General features: G+C 68.8%; 11 protein-coding genes. 8 read left to right on the top strand and 3 right to left on the bottom strand.

Annotated features, from left to right (window positions below):
* Positions 1–118: 118 nt before the first annotated feature.
* From rdgC to RVX_RS05835, 7 genes are all read left to right on the top strand, one after another.
* On the top strand, positions 119–736 hold the full coding sequence (gene rdgC, locus RVX_RS05865) for a recombination-associated protein RdgC (protein WP_116305115.1): 618 nt from the start codon (positions 119–121) through the stop codon (positions 734–736).
* A gap of 21 nt (positions 737–757) precedes the next feature.
* Positions 758–1,288 carry a hypothetical protein gene (locus tag RVX_RS05860; protein ID WP_116305114.1) on the top strand — a complete coding sequence of 177 codons (531 nt, stop codon included), beginning with the start codon at positions 758–760 and terminating at the stop codon, positions 1,286–1,288.
* Between the two features lie 237 nt (positions 1,289–1,525).
* A complete protein-coding gene (locus RVX_RS05855) occupies positions 1,526–2,575 on the top strand; it encodes an ABC transporter permease (RefSeq protein ID WP_116305113.1) in 1,050 nt (349 codons plus the stop codon).
* The gene (locus tag RVX_RS05850; RefSeq protein ID WP_116305112.1) at positions 2,572–3,426 is read left to right on the top strand and encodes an ABC transporter permease; all 855 of its coding nucleotides are present in this window, start codon (positions 2,572–2,574) and stop codon (positions 3,424–3,426) included. The genes RVX_RS05855 and RVX_RS05850 overlap by 4 nt, the downstream gene beginning before the upstream one ends.
* A 4-nt stretch (positions 3,427–3,430) precedes the next feature.
* Entirely contained in the window at positions 3,431–5,197 is a 1,767-nt protein-coding gene (locus tag RVX_RS05845) for a glycosyltransferase (protein WP_116305111.1), read from the top strand.
* A 13-nt stretch (positions 5,198–5,210) separates the two neighbouring features.
* Complete coding sequence (locus tag RVX_RS05840; RefSeq protein ID WP_116305110.1) at positions 5,211–6,869, top strand: DNA repair protein RecN; 1,659 nt, start codon at positions 5,211–5,213, stop codon at positions 6,867–6,869.
* Positions 6,870–6,980: 111 nt separating this feature from the next.
* Positions 6,981–8,510, top strand: a complete 1,530-nt coding sequence (locus RVX_RS05835; protein ID WP_116305109.1) for a hypothetical protein — start codon at positions 6,981–6,983, stop codon at positions 8,508–8,510.
* A gap of 159 nt (positions 8,511–8,669) precedes the next feature.
* Here RVX_RS05835 and rnr read toward each other — a convergent pair whose 3' ends face one another.
* From rnr to RVX_RS05820, 3 genes are all read right to left on the bottom strand, one after another.
* Complete coding sequence (gene rnr / locus RVX_RS05830; RefSeq protein ID WP_116305108.1) at positions 8,670–11,909, bottom strand: ribonuclease R; 3,240 nt, start codon at positions 11,907–11,909, stop codon at positions 8,670–8,672.
* A 101-nt stretch (positions 11,910–12,010) separates the two neighbouring features.
* The gene (lpxK, locus tag RVX_RS05825) at positions 12,011–13,138 is read right to left on the bottom strand and encodes a tetraacyldisaccharide 4'-kinase (RefSeq protein ID WP_116305107.1); all 1,128 of its coding nucleotides are present in this window, start codon (positions 13,136–13,138) and stop codon (positions 12,011–12,013) included.
* A gap of 327 nt (positions 13,139–13,465) precedes the next feature.
* On the bottom strand, positions 13,466–14,173 hold the full coding sequence (locus RVX_RS05820) for a Bax inhibitor-1/YccA family protein (protein ID WP_116305106.1): 708 nt from the start codon (positions 14,171–14,173) through the stop codon (positions 13,466–13,468).
* A 176-nt stretch (positions 14,174–14,349) separates the two neighbouring features.
* On the opposite strand from RVX_RS05820, the gene RVX_RS05815 reads away from it, so the two are divergent.
* On the top strand, positions 14,350–17,109 hold the full coding sequence (locus tag RVX_RS05815) for a PAS domain-containing sensor histidine kinase (RefSeq protein ID WP_116305105.1): 2,760 nt from the start codon (positions 14,350–14,352) through the stop codon (positions 17,107–17,109).
* Positions 17,110–17,309 lie beyond the last annotated feature (200 nt).

Genomic DNA, 17,309 nt, shown 5'->3' with positions numbered 1-17,309 from the left:
CCGCGCCTTTCCCCGCGCTTCACCCGCCGTCCCGTCCAGCGCACCGTGGCCCACGGGGTGGCGCGCCACGGCAAGATAGGCTAGGTATGTGCCCAATCCGCAACCAAGGGAGACACCAATGGGTTTTCTCAACGCCAGCAGCAGCTTCACCCGGTTCCGCATCGCGGACCCGGTGCCCGCCACCCTCTGGCCCACCCTGCCCGACAAGCTGAAGCAGTTCTGCTTCCGTGATATCGACAACACATCCGACGAGCGCTCGTGGGGCTGGGTGTGCTTCGACGACATGCTCGACACGGCATGGCGCACCGCGCCGCCCGAAAAGGGCGGGTACATCGCCTTTTCGCTGCGCCAGGACACCCGGCGCATTCCGGCTGCCGTGCTGAAGAAGCACCTGGCCCTCGCCCTGCGCGAGGAAGAGGCCCGCAACAAGGAGCAGGGCAAGAAGTTCGTCTCGCGCGAGCGCAAGAAGGAACTGCGCGAACAGGTGCGCATCAAGCTCATGGCGCGCTTCCTGCCCATTCCGGCCGAGTTCAACGTGCTGTGGGCCATCGACACGGGCGTCATCTACTTCGCCTCCACCCAGTCGAAAATGATCGACCTGTTCTCCGACTATTTCACGCTGACCTTCGACCTGCACCTGGAGCCGATGACGCCGTACGCGCTGGCCGCCTCCATGCTGGACGAGGCCGCCATGACCAGGCTTGACGCCCTGGAACCCACCCGTTTCGCCAGCTAGGCCACCGGACAAGGACAGACAATGAGCGACACTCCCTATCTCGGCCAGACCACCGACGTGATCCTGGGCCAGGAATTCCTGACTTGGCTGTGGTACCGTAGCGAAACGGCGCCCGGCTCCTTCCGCATGCCCGACGGCAGCCCCTTCGGCGTGCACATGGAGCAGCGCATCTCGGTGCAGGGCGGCGAAGGCGAAAGCCTTGAGACCGCCACCGTTTCCGGTTCCATGTCCCCCCTGCGCGAGGCGCGCCTGGGCCTGACCACCGGCAAGAAGGTGACCCGCGCCCTGCTGCGCTTCGAGCGCGAGGCCGATTCCTGGCAGGTCAGCCTGCGGGCCGAGGACTTTTCCCTCAACAGCCTGAAGACGCCCACCGTGGAAAAGGACGGCGAGGACGACGACCCCGACGCCCGCCTGCTGGAGAAGATCTACCTCATCGAAACCTGCCTCGGCTTTCTGGACGAGGTGTACCGCCAGTTCATGGAGGTGCGCCTTTCGCCCCGCTGGGCCGATGAAGTGCGCGACCTGCGCGGCTGGATGGAGCACGAGGCGTAGAAACACCCCCAGGCCCTGCCACCACAAGGCTTCAAGGACATCGACGACGTGACCAGCGATCTTCGCGATACCCCGCCACCGTCGCCCGCCGCCGGAGAAAACCGGGCGGGCGATGCGGGGCCTTCGCGGGGGGGGCTCCCCTCCGCCGGGCAGCCTGTTGGCGCGGAACAGCCCGCCGGGCCTGGACATTCCACCGCAGCCTCCCCATCAAGGGCCACGGCGCACGGCGGCGGCCGCATGGCCGCCATGCTGCGCCGCATGGCCCGCAAGCTGGCGTGGATGCTCTTCGTGTTCTGGGGCATCACCATCATCAGCTTCTGGGTCATCCATCTTGCCCCCGGCTCGCCCACCGACATGCAGACCACCATGAACCCGCTGGCCGGGGCCGAGACGCGCAAGCGCCTGGAGGCCCTGTACGGGCTGGATAAGCCGCTGCACGTGCAGTACGTGCAGTGGCTGGGCCGGCTGGCCCGGCTGGACTTCGGCAATTCCATGTCCAGCGACCCGCGCCCGGTGTGGGACAAGATCAAGGAACGCCTGCCGCTCACCGTGGGCATGAACGTGGCCTCGCTGGTGCTCACCCTGCTGTGCGCCATCCCCATCGGGGTGGCCTCCGCCCACTGGCAGGGCAGGCTGTTCGACAGGGCCATGACGGTGCTGGTGTTCATCGGCTTCGCCATGCCGGGTTTCTGGCTGGCCTTGCTGCTAATGCTGCTGTTCGGCATCCACTTGCAATGGCTGCCCATTTCCGGACTGACCTCGCTGGACCACGCAGCCATGTCGCCTTTGGGCAAGGCGTGGGACATCCTGGCGCACCTGGCCATGCCCATCTTCATCTACACCTTCGGCAGCCTGGCCGGGCTTTCGCGGTTCATGCGCGCCTCCATGCTGGAAGTGCTGCGGCAGGACTACATCCTCACCGCGCGGGCCAAGGGGCTGCCGGTGCGCACCGTCATCTTCCGCCATGCGCTGCGCAACGCGCTCTTGCCGGTCATCACCATCCTGGGACTGTCGCTGCCGGGGCTCATCGGCGGCAGCGTGATCATCGAATCCATCTACGCCCTGCCCGGCCTCGGGCAATTGTTCTACCAGGCCGTCATGGCCCGCGACTATCCGTTGATCATGGGCAACCTGGTGCTGGGCGCAGTGCTGACGCTGGTGGGTAACCTGCTGGCAGACCTGTGCTACGGCCTTGCCGACCCGCGCATCCGGCTCACCGGGGGCACGGGGGGAGACGGCGGCGGCGGGGGAAGCGGGGGAAGCGGCGGTGCAGGGGGCGGCGCATGAACGCGGCCGCCCTGTTCTCCCCCCGCCAGTGGCTGCTTTTCTGGGCGCGACACCCCATGCTGGCCGCCGGCCTTTCGCTGGTGTGCCTGATGTCCGTGGCGGCCCTGCTGGCCCCGTGGATTTCCCCGCACGATCCCACGGCGCTGGACCTTACGGCCATCCTGCATCCGCCGTCCGGCGCGCACCCGCTGGGCACCGACGCGCTGGGCCGCGACGTGCTCTCGCGCATGCTGCACGGCGCGCGCGTCTCGCTGTGGGTGGGCTTTGTCTCGGTGGGCATATCCGTGGCCATCGGCCTCGCCCTCGGCTTGGCGGCGGGCTACTTCGGCGGGCTCACGGACGAACTGATCATGCGCTGCGTGGACATCATGCTGTGCTTTCCGTCGTTCTTCCTGATCCTTGCGGTCATCGCCTTTCTGGAACCCAGCCTGCTGAACATCATGGCCGTGATCGGGCTCACCTCGTGGATGGGCGTGGCACGGCTGGTGCGCGCGGAAACCCTGTCCCTGCGCGAGCGCGACTTCATCGCCGCCGCCCGGCTGGCCGGGGCGGGGCCGGTGCGCATCCTGGCCCTGCACGTGCTGCCCAACGCGGTGGCCCCGGTGCTGGTTTCCGCCACCCTGGGCGTGGCCGGGGCCATCCTGACGGAATCGGCCCTGAGCTTTCTGGGCCTTGGCGTGCAGCCCCCCATGCCCAGTTGGGGCAACATGCTGCTGGAAGGCAAGGACGTGCTGGAAATAGCCCCGTGGCTGTCCATCTTTCCGGGGTGCGCCATCCTGCTCACCGTGCTCGGCTACAATCTGCTGGGTGAAAGCCTGCGCGACCTGCTGGACCCGCGCCTGAAGCGGTAACCCCATGCGCATCGCCTGTGTCGGCACGCACCTGGCCGTCGAATTCCGGCGCATGGGGCACGAGGTGCTGGACCTGCACCCGCCCGGCGGCATCGTGGACATCGCCGCCCTGCTGGATGCGCGCGGCTTTGCCCCGGACCTGCTGGTGCAGCAGGAGACGCTGGGGGTGCGCGCCATCCTGGCCGGGCTGGAAAACCTGCCCTGCCGCAAGGCGTTCTGGGCCATCGACAGCCACCTGAACATGCACTGGCACCGCCATTACGCGCGGCTGTTCGACGTGGTGTTCACCCCCCATCTTTCCCTGTTTCAGGCGCTGCCGCCGGAATGGCGCCACCCGCACCCGGCGGGCCTGGCCATGTCCGGCCACGCCCGCCCGTGGCATCCCCACGCACAGCGCGGCCACGACATCTCCCTGGTGGGCGTGCTGGACAGGCATCGCCCCCTGCGCGGCTGGATGGCCGACCTGCTGCGTGAACGGTTCGGGGTGCTGCCCCGTCAGGGAGTGCCCTTTGCCGAAATGCTGCACCTGTATGGCGACACCCGGATCATCCCCAATGAATCCATTGGTTTCGAAGTAAACTTTCGGCTCACGGAAGGAGCCTCGTGCGGGGCCTGCGTGCTCACGCCCGACGTGGGGCCGGACCAGGACGCGTTGTTCGACGACGGCCGGGAGATGGTGGTCTACGCCGACGGGCTGGACCTTGCCGAGAAGCTGCGCTTCCTGCTGCGCAAGCCGGATGTGGCCGAGCGCATCGGCCGTGCCGCGTGGGCGCGGGTGCAGGCGCAGCACCTGTCCGCACACCGGGCGGCGACCGTGCTGGCCACCATGGGCGACGCGCCCGGCACTGCGCCGGACACCGCGGCCACCGGCCCGGCGGGCGCGGAAGCCTTGTGGCTGACATTGTCGCACCGGGTACGCAGCGGCGGGCTGAACATGCCTGCGGATACGCTGCGCGCCGCCTTGAACGCCCTGCCCGAATCACCGGCCGTCGTGGCCGCGCGGCTGCGCGCCATGGCGGAACAGGAACCGGCGCGCCCGGTGCGCGAAACACCAGGGCTGGCCGACCTGCTCGACCGCCTGCTGGCCACGGGGGACCATGCCCATGACGTGGACCTCAACGTGGCCGCCGCCGGGGCGGCGCTGACGCGGGGCGACCTGAAGGCCGCCAAACCCTTCTGGTACCGCCTGCATCAGGCGCGGGGCCTGCGCGAACCCGAAAAACCGCAGTCGGTCTACCACGCCTGCCTGCTGTGGGCGGACCTGCTGCGCCGCGAAGGCCGCGACGCCCAGCCGGGCTTCACCTACGACCCGCAGCGCCACTGCCCGGAAGCCGCCTTTGAAATGCTGGTGCTGGCCCACCGTTTTTGCGGCGACGACCTTGAATGGATGCGGGGGGTTGAACGCTTGACTTCACGCCGCAAGGCGCTCACCTTCATCAGGCTGGGCATGCTGGCGCGCCTTGCGCTGGAGCCGGGCGCGCCGTGGCGCACCCAGGCCGAATACGGCCTGACCAGCCTGCGCGCCTACCGCGTGGACGAAGGGCTGCACGAACTGGCCGAGGCGGGGCGAAGGGCCGCCGCCGAAGGCCGCTCCAAGGCCTTTCTGCGGCTGCTGGACGGGCACGGCCCCGGCGGGCATCTGCGACGCGGGCTGGAAGCGCCCTCCACTCCCCCGCCCGCCGCATCTTCCGTCGCGGCCCCGAACATCGAAGCCGACATTGCACCGGACGCCACCATCGCCCCTTCGGCGGACGACGGCGGCCGGACCTGAGCAAGGACACCTCATGCTGGAATACCTGCGCATTCGGGACCTCGCGCTCATCGAGGACATGGAACTGGACTTCGCCCCCGGTCTGAACGCCCTTACGGGTGAAACGGGCGCGGGCAAGAGCTTCATCCTCAAGGCGCTCAACTTCCTCATCGGCGACCGTCTGTCGGCGGACATGGTGCGCCCCGGCAAGGACAAGGCCCACGTGGAGGCCCTGTTCGCCCTGCCGGACGGCGACATGGTGCTGCGCCGCGAACTGGCGGCCGACACGGGCCGCAGCCGCCTGTTCATCAACGACCGGCTCAGTTCGCAAGACGCGGTGCGCGACATGCGCGCATCGCTGGTGGTGCACACCAGCCAGCACGGCCAGCAGAAGCTGCTCCAGCCCGCCTTTCAGGCCCGGCTGCTGGACGAGTTCCTGAACCGGCCAGACCTTGTCGCCGCGCGCGACGAAGCCCTGAAGGAACTGCGCGAGGTGGCCGCCAGGCGCGAGGAACTGGCCGCGCGCGCCCGCTCGCTGGAAGACCGGCGCGACGTGCTGGAATTCCAGCAGCGCGAGATCGACAAGGTGGCCCCGGAGGCGGGCGAAGAGGAACGGCTGGAAGAACGCCGCCGCGCCCTGCGCGACGTGGCCTCCGCCCAGGAGGTGCAGGAACGCGCCCTGGCCGTGCTGCGCGGCGAGGACGGCCCCGGCGTGGCCGAGGCCCTGGGCCTGCTGGAACGGGCCCTGGACGGGCTGGCCCGCCTGCATGGCGCGACGGCGGGCGACAGCGCGGACGCATCCCCCAACGCCCAGCCCAACTGGACGGACGACGTGGCCGCCGTGTCCGCCTTCCGCCAGGGGCTGGCCGACCTGGAACGCCGCCTGCGCCGCCGCCCCGCTCCACCAGTGTTCAATTCCGGCGACGACGACATGGACGTGGAGTCCATCGAAAAGCGGCTGTACGAACTGGCCCAGCTCAAGCGCAAGTTGCGCCGCACCCTGGACGAGATCGTGGACCTGCGCCGCGAGATAGAGGAAAACCTATCATTCCTCGACGCCTGCCGCCTGGATCTGCGCACCCTTGAGCGCGAGGAAGAGGCCCTGAAGGAACGCCTGTCTGGCGTGCTGGCGGAGCTGAACCCCGCCCGCCGCGGGGCCGCCGTGCAGTTGGCGCAGGCGCTGGAAGGCGAACTGGCGGGGCTGGGTTTTTCCGAACACGTGCGCGTGGCCTTCGAGTTCACGCCGCAGGAACCGTGGCCCGGCTGCGTAGAGGACAGGGCGCGCCTGCTGTGGGTGCCCAACCCCGGCCAGCCCCCGCAACCGCTGGATCGCATCGCCTCCGGGGGCGAGCTTTCGCGCTTCCTGCTGGCGGTGGTGGGGCTGATGGCCCGCGACGAAGCCGCCACGCTGATCTTCGACGAGGTGGATTCCGGCGTGGGCGGACTTACGCTGAACCGCGTTTCCGACCGGCTGGCCGCGCTGGCCGGACGCAGGCAGGTGATCCTGATCACCCACTGGCCGCAGCTGGCCGCCCGCGCGGGCCGTCACTTCCAGGTCAGCAAGGAAGTGGCGGACAACGCCACCTTCACCCTGTGCCGCAGGCTCGACGGCGAGGACATCCGCAAGGAGCTGGCCCGCATGGCGGGTGGCGGCGGACAGGGCGAGGCCATGGCTCGCGAACTGATTTCATGATAGCAGGTTGACAATCTGCCCGGCAGCGGCCAGAGACGTGGAGCGCCCCATGTGCGAATGGGGGATTTCACCCAGTGTCGCACCCCCAGCAAGACGCACGCAGGAACTGTCATGACGGACGCGCGAAACCACGACCCATCGCAAGGCCCGCCGCCGGAAGAACGTCTGGCCGCCTACGTGGCCTGCCTTGCCGCCACCAAGGACCGCCGCGCCGTGCGCGAGGTGGTGGAACGCGAGGTGCTGCTGTGCCTCATCCGTACCAACAGCGACCGCATCAATGAATACCCCCTGCTGGAAACGCAGCAGCGCTCCATCATCGAAATCCTGGCCGCGCGCGGCGCGGTGGACCCGCTGCACGAACACATCCGCAAGCTGGTGGCCGAGTTCGTGGCCCAGCTTGGCCTGTACGCCAAGCCGGGCGGGGCAGATTCCGGCCAGTTGCGCATCGGCCTCGTCAACACCGAGACATTGCTGCTGAAATGCGTACAGGGCGTGGTGTACACCACGGCCCTGTGCACCGACAATTTCATCGAGACGCTGGTGCGCGCTTACGGCGAAGAAGCCCTTGGCCCCTCCGACGCCATCACAGAATCCACCGAACTGGACGAGCAGTTCTGGCGCAAGCATTTCGCGCACTTCGTGGTGGGGCTTGTGGACGAGGCCTACGACGCCATCATGGGGCAGGAGGCGTTCTCCCTGACCAAGGAACGCTCGCTGCTGGTCATTCGCTACCCCTTCGACGCGCTGCTGGAACGGCTGTGCCGCACGCCGAAACCCCTGGACAAGACGCGGGTGCAAACCCTCTTCGAGTTCGAGACCCGCGACTTCGCCAGCCGCAAGGCGCGCAAGCTGGTGCACGACATCCTGCTGGGCATGGCCGTCCGGCCGGGCTACCCCTTTGCCCAGGGCGACATAGACTTCATCAGCCAGATCGTGTGCATCGACCCTGCAGCCAAGGAAATGGAGCGGATGCAGACCCTGCTGCTGTCCGGCGGCATGCCGGGCGCTGACGGAGAGGCCGCCGAAGCGCCCCCCGCAGAGGTCAACGCCGAGCAGGTGCAGTTTCTGCGCGACCAGGTGCTGGGCATGGCGTGCAGCGTGGCCATCACCCTGAACCTGCTGCGCGAGGATTTCCTGCGCGCGCTGGACGGCTTTTCCCCCAAGGAGACGGCCATCGTGCGCCGTACTCTGGGCGATTTTTCGCTGCCGTGCCTGGGCAAGGCGCTGCAATCGCTGCTGGAGTTCCAGTTCGTCACCCTGCTGCGCCGCCGGGCGGGCGAGGACATGGGCAAGATTCACATCCGCACCCGCAAGGAGCGGCGCACCTCCGTCGCCGCCGTGGAGACGCTGTTCGACTCAGGCCTCACGCGCATCCGGAGGAACAAATTGTGGCAGCAGGATCCCGGCCGCGCCAACATGCTGCTGTTCCGCCCCCAGACGGCCACCGAACTGGAATCGCTGCTGCATCTGTTGCAGATCGAGCCGCAACTGGCCCGCGAGATCGGGGCGCTGTGGACCGACGCCTCGTTCCGGGTGGAGTTCGCGCTGTACATCAGCCTGGACCTGCTGGCCCGATCCACCACCAACCTGAACCAGCGCCTTGCCGAACTGCTGGCCCGCTTCGGCATCACCCGGCTATAGGCCGGGAAAGGCGTCCGCCGGAAGCGCACGATTCCCGAAACGCGCACCGTCAGTCCGGCAGGTTCGCAAGCCACCGCCACCGTGAATGAAGCGCCGCCCCGGAGAGGAGTCTCCGGGGCGGCGTTGCATTGCGTGTCGATGAGCGGCCGTGGGGTGCGGCTAGTTCTGGCCGCCTTCTCCACCCTTGGGTGGCTTGGGCTTGCGGGACGCTTGCCTGGCGGCCCCGGGCTTGGCGGGGGCGGAGGCGTCCTTGGCGGACCGCGCGTCCTTGGGGGGAGCAGCCGCGCCCTTGGGGGTGTTGTCCTTGGAAGAAGCGCTTCCGGCAGGCTTGCCCGTCTCCGCCTTGTCCGTTTTGGCTGGCTTGGCGGGCGTACCCGACTTGTCCGCCCTCTTTGACTGGCCCGTCTTCTTTGACTGGCCCGACTGGCCTGACTGACCTGACTGGCCCGATGCTCCAGACGGATTCGGGGCGCTCCCGGCCTTGTCGGCGGCCCCCTTTGCCTTCGTGCCGGACGCGGACATGTCGGAAGCCGGGGCTGCCTTGGCGGCGCCCGACTTGCCCTTTCCGCCAGCGGCGTCCTTTCCGGCGGGCCTGGCCGAAGCGCCTCCCTTGGCCGACGCCTTTTCCCTGCCGACGGCTGCAGCGCCGCCGGTGGCCTTCGCCTGGGCCGTCGCCTTCACTGGCGCGGACGCCTTGTCCGCTTGAGGCTGGGCCTTGGCGACGCCGCCCTTGCCATGATCACCGGATTTCGGCGTTGCCGTGGATTGCCCGAAGACGCTGCCCGTCGTCTTCGTGCCGCCTTCCCCCTTGCGGGTTCCGGCCTTCTCCGCGCCGCCGCGCCCGCCATTGGGGCGTGCGGGCTTTCGCCCACGGCGCGGCGCGTTTTCCAGCGGCTCCGGCAGGGCGGTGGGCATCGGGTCATCCAGCCCGGCGTCGGTGGCCGCGCGGGCGCGGACCTTGCGGGCGGCGCGCTCGTCAACGGAGCCCGACTTCACGGGCACGGTGGCCACGCCATCGGCCCCGCCACGATCAGCGCGCGTCGCGAGCCTGTCCTGTCCCTCGGGCTTGTCCTGTCGGGCGGGCCTGTCGGGCCGGGTTCCAGGCCGGGCGCCGCGCCCGCCCCGGTCACCTCGGTCATTCCGGTCGTTCCGGCCGCCATACTCGCGCCCGCCACGCCGATCACCCGCATCACGGCTGGCACGCCCATCCCCACCATCGCGGCGCACCTTGCGCGCACCGGTGGATGCCACGGCGTCCGCACCGGCCAGCGCCAGGTTCACTTCCAGCCGGGCCACGTTGACGTCCGCAAGGCGCACCGTCACGCTCTGCCCCAGCCGGAAGCTGCGGCCCGTGCGCTCGCCCACCAGTTCCTGCCGCTCCGGCAGGTAGCCGTAATAGTCGTCGTCCAGCGACGAGAGGCGCACCATGCCCTCGGCCATCACCTCGTTGAACTCCACGAAGAACCCGAAGTCGATGATGCCGGAAATGACCCCGGTGAATTCCTCGCCCACCCGCTGGGAAAGGAACAGCACGGTGATGCGCTTCAGTATCTCGCGCTCGGCCTCCATGGCCACGCGCTCGTTCACGTTCAGGGTGTCGGCGATGGTCAGCAGCGCCCGCTCGCCCGGCAGCGGCCCGTTCACCGGCAGGCCCAGGGTGCGGCGCAGCGCGCGGTGCACTATCAGGTCGGCGTAGCGGCGGATGGGCGAAGTGAAGTGGCAGTAGCAATCCGAGGCCAGGCCGAAATGGCCTTCGTGGTCGGGCGCGTAGCGGGCCTGCATCATGGTGCGCAAGGCCATGCGGTTGACCACGAACTCCTGGTCCGTGCCCTTGGCCGCCTGCAGCACGCCCTGCAACGCCTTGGCCGATGCCTTGTGCGGCAGATGCTGCGCCAGCGAGGTGCGCGCCAGCACCTTGAACAGCCCTTCCAGCTTTTCCGTATCCGGCTCGGGGTGCACCCGGTACAGGAAGCGGGCGTTCTTTTCGGTCAGAAAGCGGGCCACCGCCTCGTTGGCGGCGATCATGAACTCCTCGATGATCTGATGGCCGAAGTGGCGCACCTTGCGGCCGATGTCCACCGTCTCGCCGTAGATGTTGAAGATCACCTCCGGCTCGGGCAGGTCGAAGTCCAGGCTGCCGCGCTCGGAGCGCTTGGCGTTCAGCAGGCGGGCAAGCTGCTCGGCGCGCTCCAGCAGGGGCAGCACCGGGGTGAGCAGGCGGCGCTCGTTCTCGTCCTTGACGATCAGCGCCCGGTTGACCTGCCCGTAGGTCAGGCGGGCCTTGGATTCGATGATGGCCGCGTAGAACTTGCTGCGCCCGTACGAACCGTCTGCGTGGAAATAGGTTTCCGCCACCATGGCCAGCCGGGGCACGCGCGGATTCAGGCTGCACAGCCCGTTGGAAAGGGCCTCGGGCAGCATGGGCTCCACCGACTGCGGGAAATAGTACGAGTTGGAGCGGGCCTGCGCCTCGCGGTCCATGGCCGAGCCGGGCCGCACGTAGTGGGCCACGTCGGCGATGGCCACCCACAGCCGGTAGCCGTTGCCCTGTTCCTCGACGTACACGGCGTCGTCGAAGTCGCGCGCCTTGGCCCCGTCGATGGTCACGAATTCCAGGTGCCGCAGGTCGATGCGGCCTTCCATGTCGTCGCGGCTGGGCACGGAGGGCAGGTCGCGGGCTTCTTCCAGCACCTCGGGCGGAAAGTCGGTGGGCACGTCGTGGTTGATCTTCACCAGCCGTTCCTGCACGGCCACGTCATCGTCGGCCCCCAGCACGGCAAGGCCGGTGGCGGCCCACAGGCCGTCCTCCACCTTTTCGCCGGGGGCGGCCACCACAAGGTCGCCCTTTTCGGCCTTGGCCTCCACCGCGCTCATGTCCACCACGAAGCTGACAGCCATGCGCGGGTCGGCCGGGCGGCACAGCAGGCTGTTGCGGCCCATGCGGCGCACCACGCGGGCGGGTATTTCCTTGCGGCGGCGTTCCACCACGCGCACGATGCGCCCTTCCGGGTTCTTGCCGTGGCGGCCGGGCAACAGCGCCACCACCACCTTGTCGCCGTGCCAGGCGTCGCCCATCTGGTAGGAGTGCACGTAGATGTCGTCGCGCCCCTTTTCCTCGGGCAGCACGAAGCCCATGCCGGAACGCTGGATGGACAGGGTGCCCGTGACCAGCCGCAACTGCTCCACAAGGCCCCAGGCCCCGCCGCGCAGGCGGATGATGCGCCCCTGATGCACCAGGGCGTCCAGCCGTTCCTCCAGGTCCGCCTTCATGCGGCGGTGCAGGCCCAGCATGCGCATCAGCGCGTCGATCTTCAGCGGGCGGTGCGCCTCGCGGAACAGGTTCGCCAGTTCGTTCGCGTCGGGCAGCACGTAGCTGTCGTCACGCTTCTTCTTTGCCATATGGATGTCCTTTCCGGCCGTGCCGGAGTGAAAATGTCGGAGATGAAATGTTGAATGGGCCATTGCGCGGCCGAACCGGGCCGCATCGGCAGAAGCGTGCTTCAAGCCCGATGCGCGGCGGCAAGCCCCGCCCAGCGGGCGGCCCACCATTCAGGAAAATTCGTTGCGGACCACAATGCCGGTCCGAATTCCGTGGCCAGGTCGAAGGCCCACAGGTCCGCCCCGCCAGGGGCGCGCGCGCCGTCGTGCCCAGCCCCTTCGCCACACAGGGGGGCCAGCTTCACGGCGTCCTTGGGGGTGCACACCAGCGCGTGCCCCTCGGCCGCCAGCGAACGCACGTCGTCCGGGCCGTAGGGATGATGATCCGGATAGATGCGATGCCGCACCGGCGCATACCCGAAGAACCGCGTGGCCGTGGCGTGCACCTGCGCGGGGTCGCCCACGCCGGAGACCAGCACGTAGGGATCGCCGTCCAGGTGCGGCCGCGTGGCCGCGCCGTGCTCCGCCGGGCGGGGGTCCAGCCCCCGGCCCACGCGCACCAGGCCGCGCGGGACAAGACGAAAGCTGAACACCGGCATGCCGTGGCGGATCAGGCGGCGTTCCAGTTGGGGGCCCAGGGCATCGAACATGTCCGGCTCCGCCTTCACGCAAAAGGCGTGCGCCCGGCTCAGCGCGCCCGCGCCCTCGCGCCACGAGCCCGCCGGAATGGTCTTGCCCCACTCGCCGACGAGGTCCGCGGGGCGCAGCACCACGATGTCCAGGTCGCGCCGCACGGCCAGGTGCTGAAAGCCGTCATCCAGCAGGTACAGATGGGGGGAAAGGTGCGCCTCCGCCCAGTGCCCGGCCCGCCGCCGCACCGGGTCCACCAGCACGGCCGCGTCGGGGTTCTGGCGGGCCAGCATCAGCGGTTCGTCACCCGCCTGCGCCGCCGTGTGGCCGGGCCGCACCAGCAGGGGCAACTGCGGCGGTTTCGCCCCGTAGCCGCGCGTGAGCACGGCGGCGGACAGCCCGTGCGCGCCGCACCAGCGCAACAGCCAGTGCACCAGGGGGGTCTTGCCCGTGCCGCCCCAGCAGATGTTGCCCACCGACACCACCGGGCGCGGCGGGGAAAAGCGCGGCAGCACGCCCGCCTCGTACACGGAGCGGCGCGCGGCCATGCACGCGGCATAGGCCGCGCCAAGGGGGCGCAACAAGGGGGCGCAGGATTTCTGCACGGCGGCGACGTTCATGACGCCACCCGGATACGTTCCGGGAACTGCAACGATATGCGCATGGAAATCATTCTACCATGCGCGGGCGCGCTTGTCGCCGGGGGAATGCGGACGGGGGTATGGCCAGACCGGCCAAGGGGCGTGCACGGCGCGGAAGGAAACCGGACAAGGGGGACGAACCGGCCAGACAGTGCGGAAAAGGACGAAGGAAGGCGAAAGGAAGGAAACGGTGAACCTGCCGGAGTTGAAGAGTGGCCTTGGCAGCGGCGCATGGGCGGAGCCTTTCCCGCCGTCACGCAAAGGGGGGCTTGCGCCCCCCGTATCCGCACATGTGGTGCGCGGCGGCTAGTCGCGCGAGGAGCCGAACAGCCGCAGCAGCATCAGGAACAGGTTGATGAAGTCCAGGTAAAGCGTCAGCGCGCCCAGGATGGTGCCGCGCCGGATGGCCGTGGCGTCGTCCATGGGGGCTGTTTCGCCCATCATGCGCAGCTTCTGGCTGTCATAGGCGGTCAGGCCCGTGAACACGATGACCCCGATGGCGCTGATGGCCATCGACGCGGCGGAGCTGCCCACGAACATGTTCACCACGCTGGCGATGAGAATGCCGATGAGCCCCATGAACAGAAAGCTGCCCCAGGAGGTGAGGTCCTTCTTGGTGGTCAGGCCGTAGAGCGACATGGCGCCGAACATGCCCGCCGCCGTGGCGAACGCCTGAAACACCGAACTCATGGTGTAGGCCAGCAGCACGGCGGACAGTGTGATGCCGTTCAGGGCGCTGTACAGCACGAAAAGCCCGGTGGCCGCGCCGCCGGAAAGCCGCGCGATGCCCGCGCTGATGCCCATGACCAGGCCAAGCTCCGCGAGGATCAGGCCGATCAGCACGAAGCTGTTGCCGAACACCAGTTGCAGCATGGCCGGGCTGGACGCCGTGAACCACGCGGCGGCGGCCGTCACGGCAAGCCCCACGAACATCCAGTTGTATACACCGCGCATGAAGGCGTTGACGGTTTCAGCCCGCGCCCTCGTGGGTGCGGAGACCGTGCGTCCGAGCATGTCGAATCCTCCTGTAACGTTTGTGCGAAGCGGCCGTTCCGGCGGGGCCGGGGGAAACATCCAGATTATAATACGCCGCTCCAGCCATGATAGGTAACAATCCTCTGGCACTCTGACAAGGGCGGCACCGCATCTCCGCGTGAAACACCCTGCACGCCGCATTCCGGAGGCCCGCCATGCCCCCTGCCCTTCCCGGCACGGACCCGTCGCGCCACATCCCTTCCTCGCCTTCCGGCACGGCCGCGCCGCACCGCCCGGTGCGGGTGCTGTTCGCCTGGTTCCTGCTGGCGTTCATCGCCTTTCAGGCGGTCTGGGCCTACTGGCTCACCCGCGTGCAGGCGCGCGACGCCATGTCTGACCAGCGCGCCGAAACGCTGACCAACGAAGCCACCGTGTACGCCGCACTGGTGGACCGTTACCTGAACAACCGCAGGCAGATGCTTGACGCCTACGCGGCCTTGCCACAACTGCGCCGAGCCCTGGACCACGCGGCGCAGCAGGGGCATGCCCCACCGGAACTTGCCGAAACCATGGTCCTTTTCGCAACCGTGGGGCGCGGGTCGTGCACCGCATTGTACAACCGCAACGGCGTCCCGCTCATCGCCAACGGCGCTCCGTGCGACACGGACGGACCGTCGCCGCCCTGGCTGGAACAGGCCCTGGCCGCGCCCCAGGCCGTGCTTCTTGAAATCGAACTGCGCGACGTCGCGGAAACGGCAACCAAACCCGGCGAGACAGCCCCGCAGGCCGCTTACTGGCGCATGGCCCGGGCGGTGCTGCGGGACGGACGTCCCGTGGGGGTGCTGAGCGCCCTGCTGCCCGTGGACATCACCTTCCTGCCGCACGACCCCACGGACCGCAATCTGCGCAAGGTGCTGCTGCGCCACGGCGAACCGGTGGCCGTCATGGGGCCGGACATGCAGGTAGCCCTGCGCACGGAGCACGCCCTTTCCGTGCCGGGCATGCGCATTGCGCTGGAAACGGATGATTCGGGCATACAGGCGCGTTCCACGGATCTGCTGCTGCGCATCCTGCCGCTGCTGCTGGCGGGCACCGCCGCGCTGGTGGCCATCTTCCACCGGCTGGGGCACCGCCTGTTCGTGGCCCCGCAAGAGGCGTTGCTGGCCCTGCGCGGCGAACTGGAAGACCGCAACCGCAGGCTGGAACGGGTGATTCAGGAACAGCAGCAGGTGGATTCGCTGCTGGAAACCAAGTCGCGCCTGCTGGAGGAAAGCGAGGCGCTGCTCTCATCCATCATCAGCGACCAGACGGAACTGATCTGCCGCTACCTGCCCGACGGCACCTGCACCTTCGCCAACGACGCCTTCTGCGCGTTCTTCGGCCTGGAACGGGAACAACTGATCGGCAGCGTATTCCGCGCGCAGCATCCCCCCGGCGCGGAAAGCGACACCTTCGCCGACGCCATCAACCCGGACCTGCCCCCCATCATCACGTTCGACCACTGGGTGGTGGTGCCGCCGGGCGTGGAGCGCCGCCTGCAATGGACGCGGCGCGCCCTGCACGACGGCGAAGGGCGGCTGGCGGGGTTCCAGGGCGTGGGGCGCGACGTGACCACGGAATACGAACTGCAAAAAGCCCTGCTCGCCGCCAACGAGGAACTGGAGGAACGCATCCGCGCCCGCACCCGCGACCTGGTCGAGCGCGAGGAACTGCTGTCGCGCATCTTCTCCGGCCTGCGCGCGGCCATCGTCATCATCCGGCCGGGCGACTGCGCCGTGGCCGAAGTCAACGAGGTGGCGCGCAGCCTGCTAGGCTGCGGGGACGCGTTCGACGCCTGTGCCGACCTGTTCCGGCAGGTGACGCACAATGCGTGCCTGTTGCCGGGCCATGCCGGGTTCACCCCCCAGTTGGATCAGGAGCACGTGCTGCGCCGCAGCGACGGGCGCAACATTCCCCTGCGCTGGAGCCTGCTGCCCGTGCTCTGGCAGGGCGAGCAGCACATGGCGCTGGTGTTCTTCGACGCCACCGAGCAGAAGAGCATGGAACGCCGCCTGACCCAGGCCCAGAAACTGGAATCCATCGGCCAACTGGCGGCGGGGGTGGCGCACGAGATCAACACCCCCATCCAATATATTGGCGACAACCTGCGCTTTTTACGCGGCGCGTTCGACGACCTGTTGCGCCCCCTGGCCGCCTGCGGCGAACTGGCTGGCACGGAGTTGGGCGGCTCGGGAACTGCCGGGGGAGAGGCGGGCGGGGACGCGGTTGACCCGGCCCAGCGGCTGGCCCGCCTGCGCGAAACCCTGGCCGACACCGACGCCGGTTTCCTGATGGACGAGGTGCCCCGCGCCATCGGGCAGGCGCTGGAAGGCGTGGAACGGGTTGCCACCATCGTGCTGGCCATGAAGAAATTCTCGCACCCGGAAACGACGGAAAAACGCCCGGCCGACATCAACCAACTGGTGCTGGATACAGTAACCGTCTCGCGCAACGAATGGAAATACGTGGCCGAGGTGGAGACGCGCCTTGCGCCAGACCTGCCGCCCATTCCCTGCCTGCCCGGCGACCTGGCGCAGGTGCTGCTGAACGTGGTGGTCAACGCGGCGCACGCCATCGCCGAGGCGCGGCAGACGGCCGAGGGGCAGCCCGGCGGCCAGGGCGGAACCATCGGATCGGGGGGCGGCGCACCGCCACCGCCCGGTCGCATCACCATCACCACGCAACTGACGCCGGGCAGCGCCCCCGCCGCGCGCGGCCACGTGGAAATCCGCATCGCAGACACGGGCAGCGGCATACCAGAGGCCATCCGCGACCGGGTGTTCGACCCGTTCTTCACCACCAAGGCGGTGGGCAAGGGCACCGGGCAGGGGCTGGCCATCGCGCACGACATCGTGGTGAAGAAGCATGACGGCGCCATCGACTTCACAAGCGCGCCGGGCCAGGGCACCACCTTCACCATCACCCTGCCCACGTAATCATATGGGCCAGATGGAACCGGAGGGAGTCGGAAGAGGCACGCGCGGCTGGCGCCGGGCATCTTTGCGATGCTGGGGGCGCTGACGCCCAGCCCGCGCATTCAGGATGGATGGGCCGCTGGTGCTGCTGGCGAACTGGCGGGCCGGACGGTACCCTTCTGGCCACCGTGCATGCCGCCGTGAATTCGGGCGCGCCGTGT

This window comes from Nitratidesulfovibrio sp. HK-II (assembly GCF_003402415.2).
Classification (GTDB): domain Bacteria; phylum Desulfobacterota; class Desulfovibrionia; order Desulfovibrionales; family Desulfovibrionaceae; genus Cupidesulfovibrio.
This window is presented reverse-complemented; position numbering and strand designations above follow the sequence as displayed.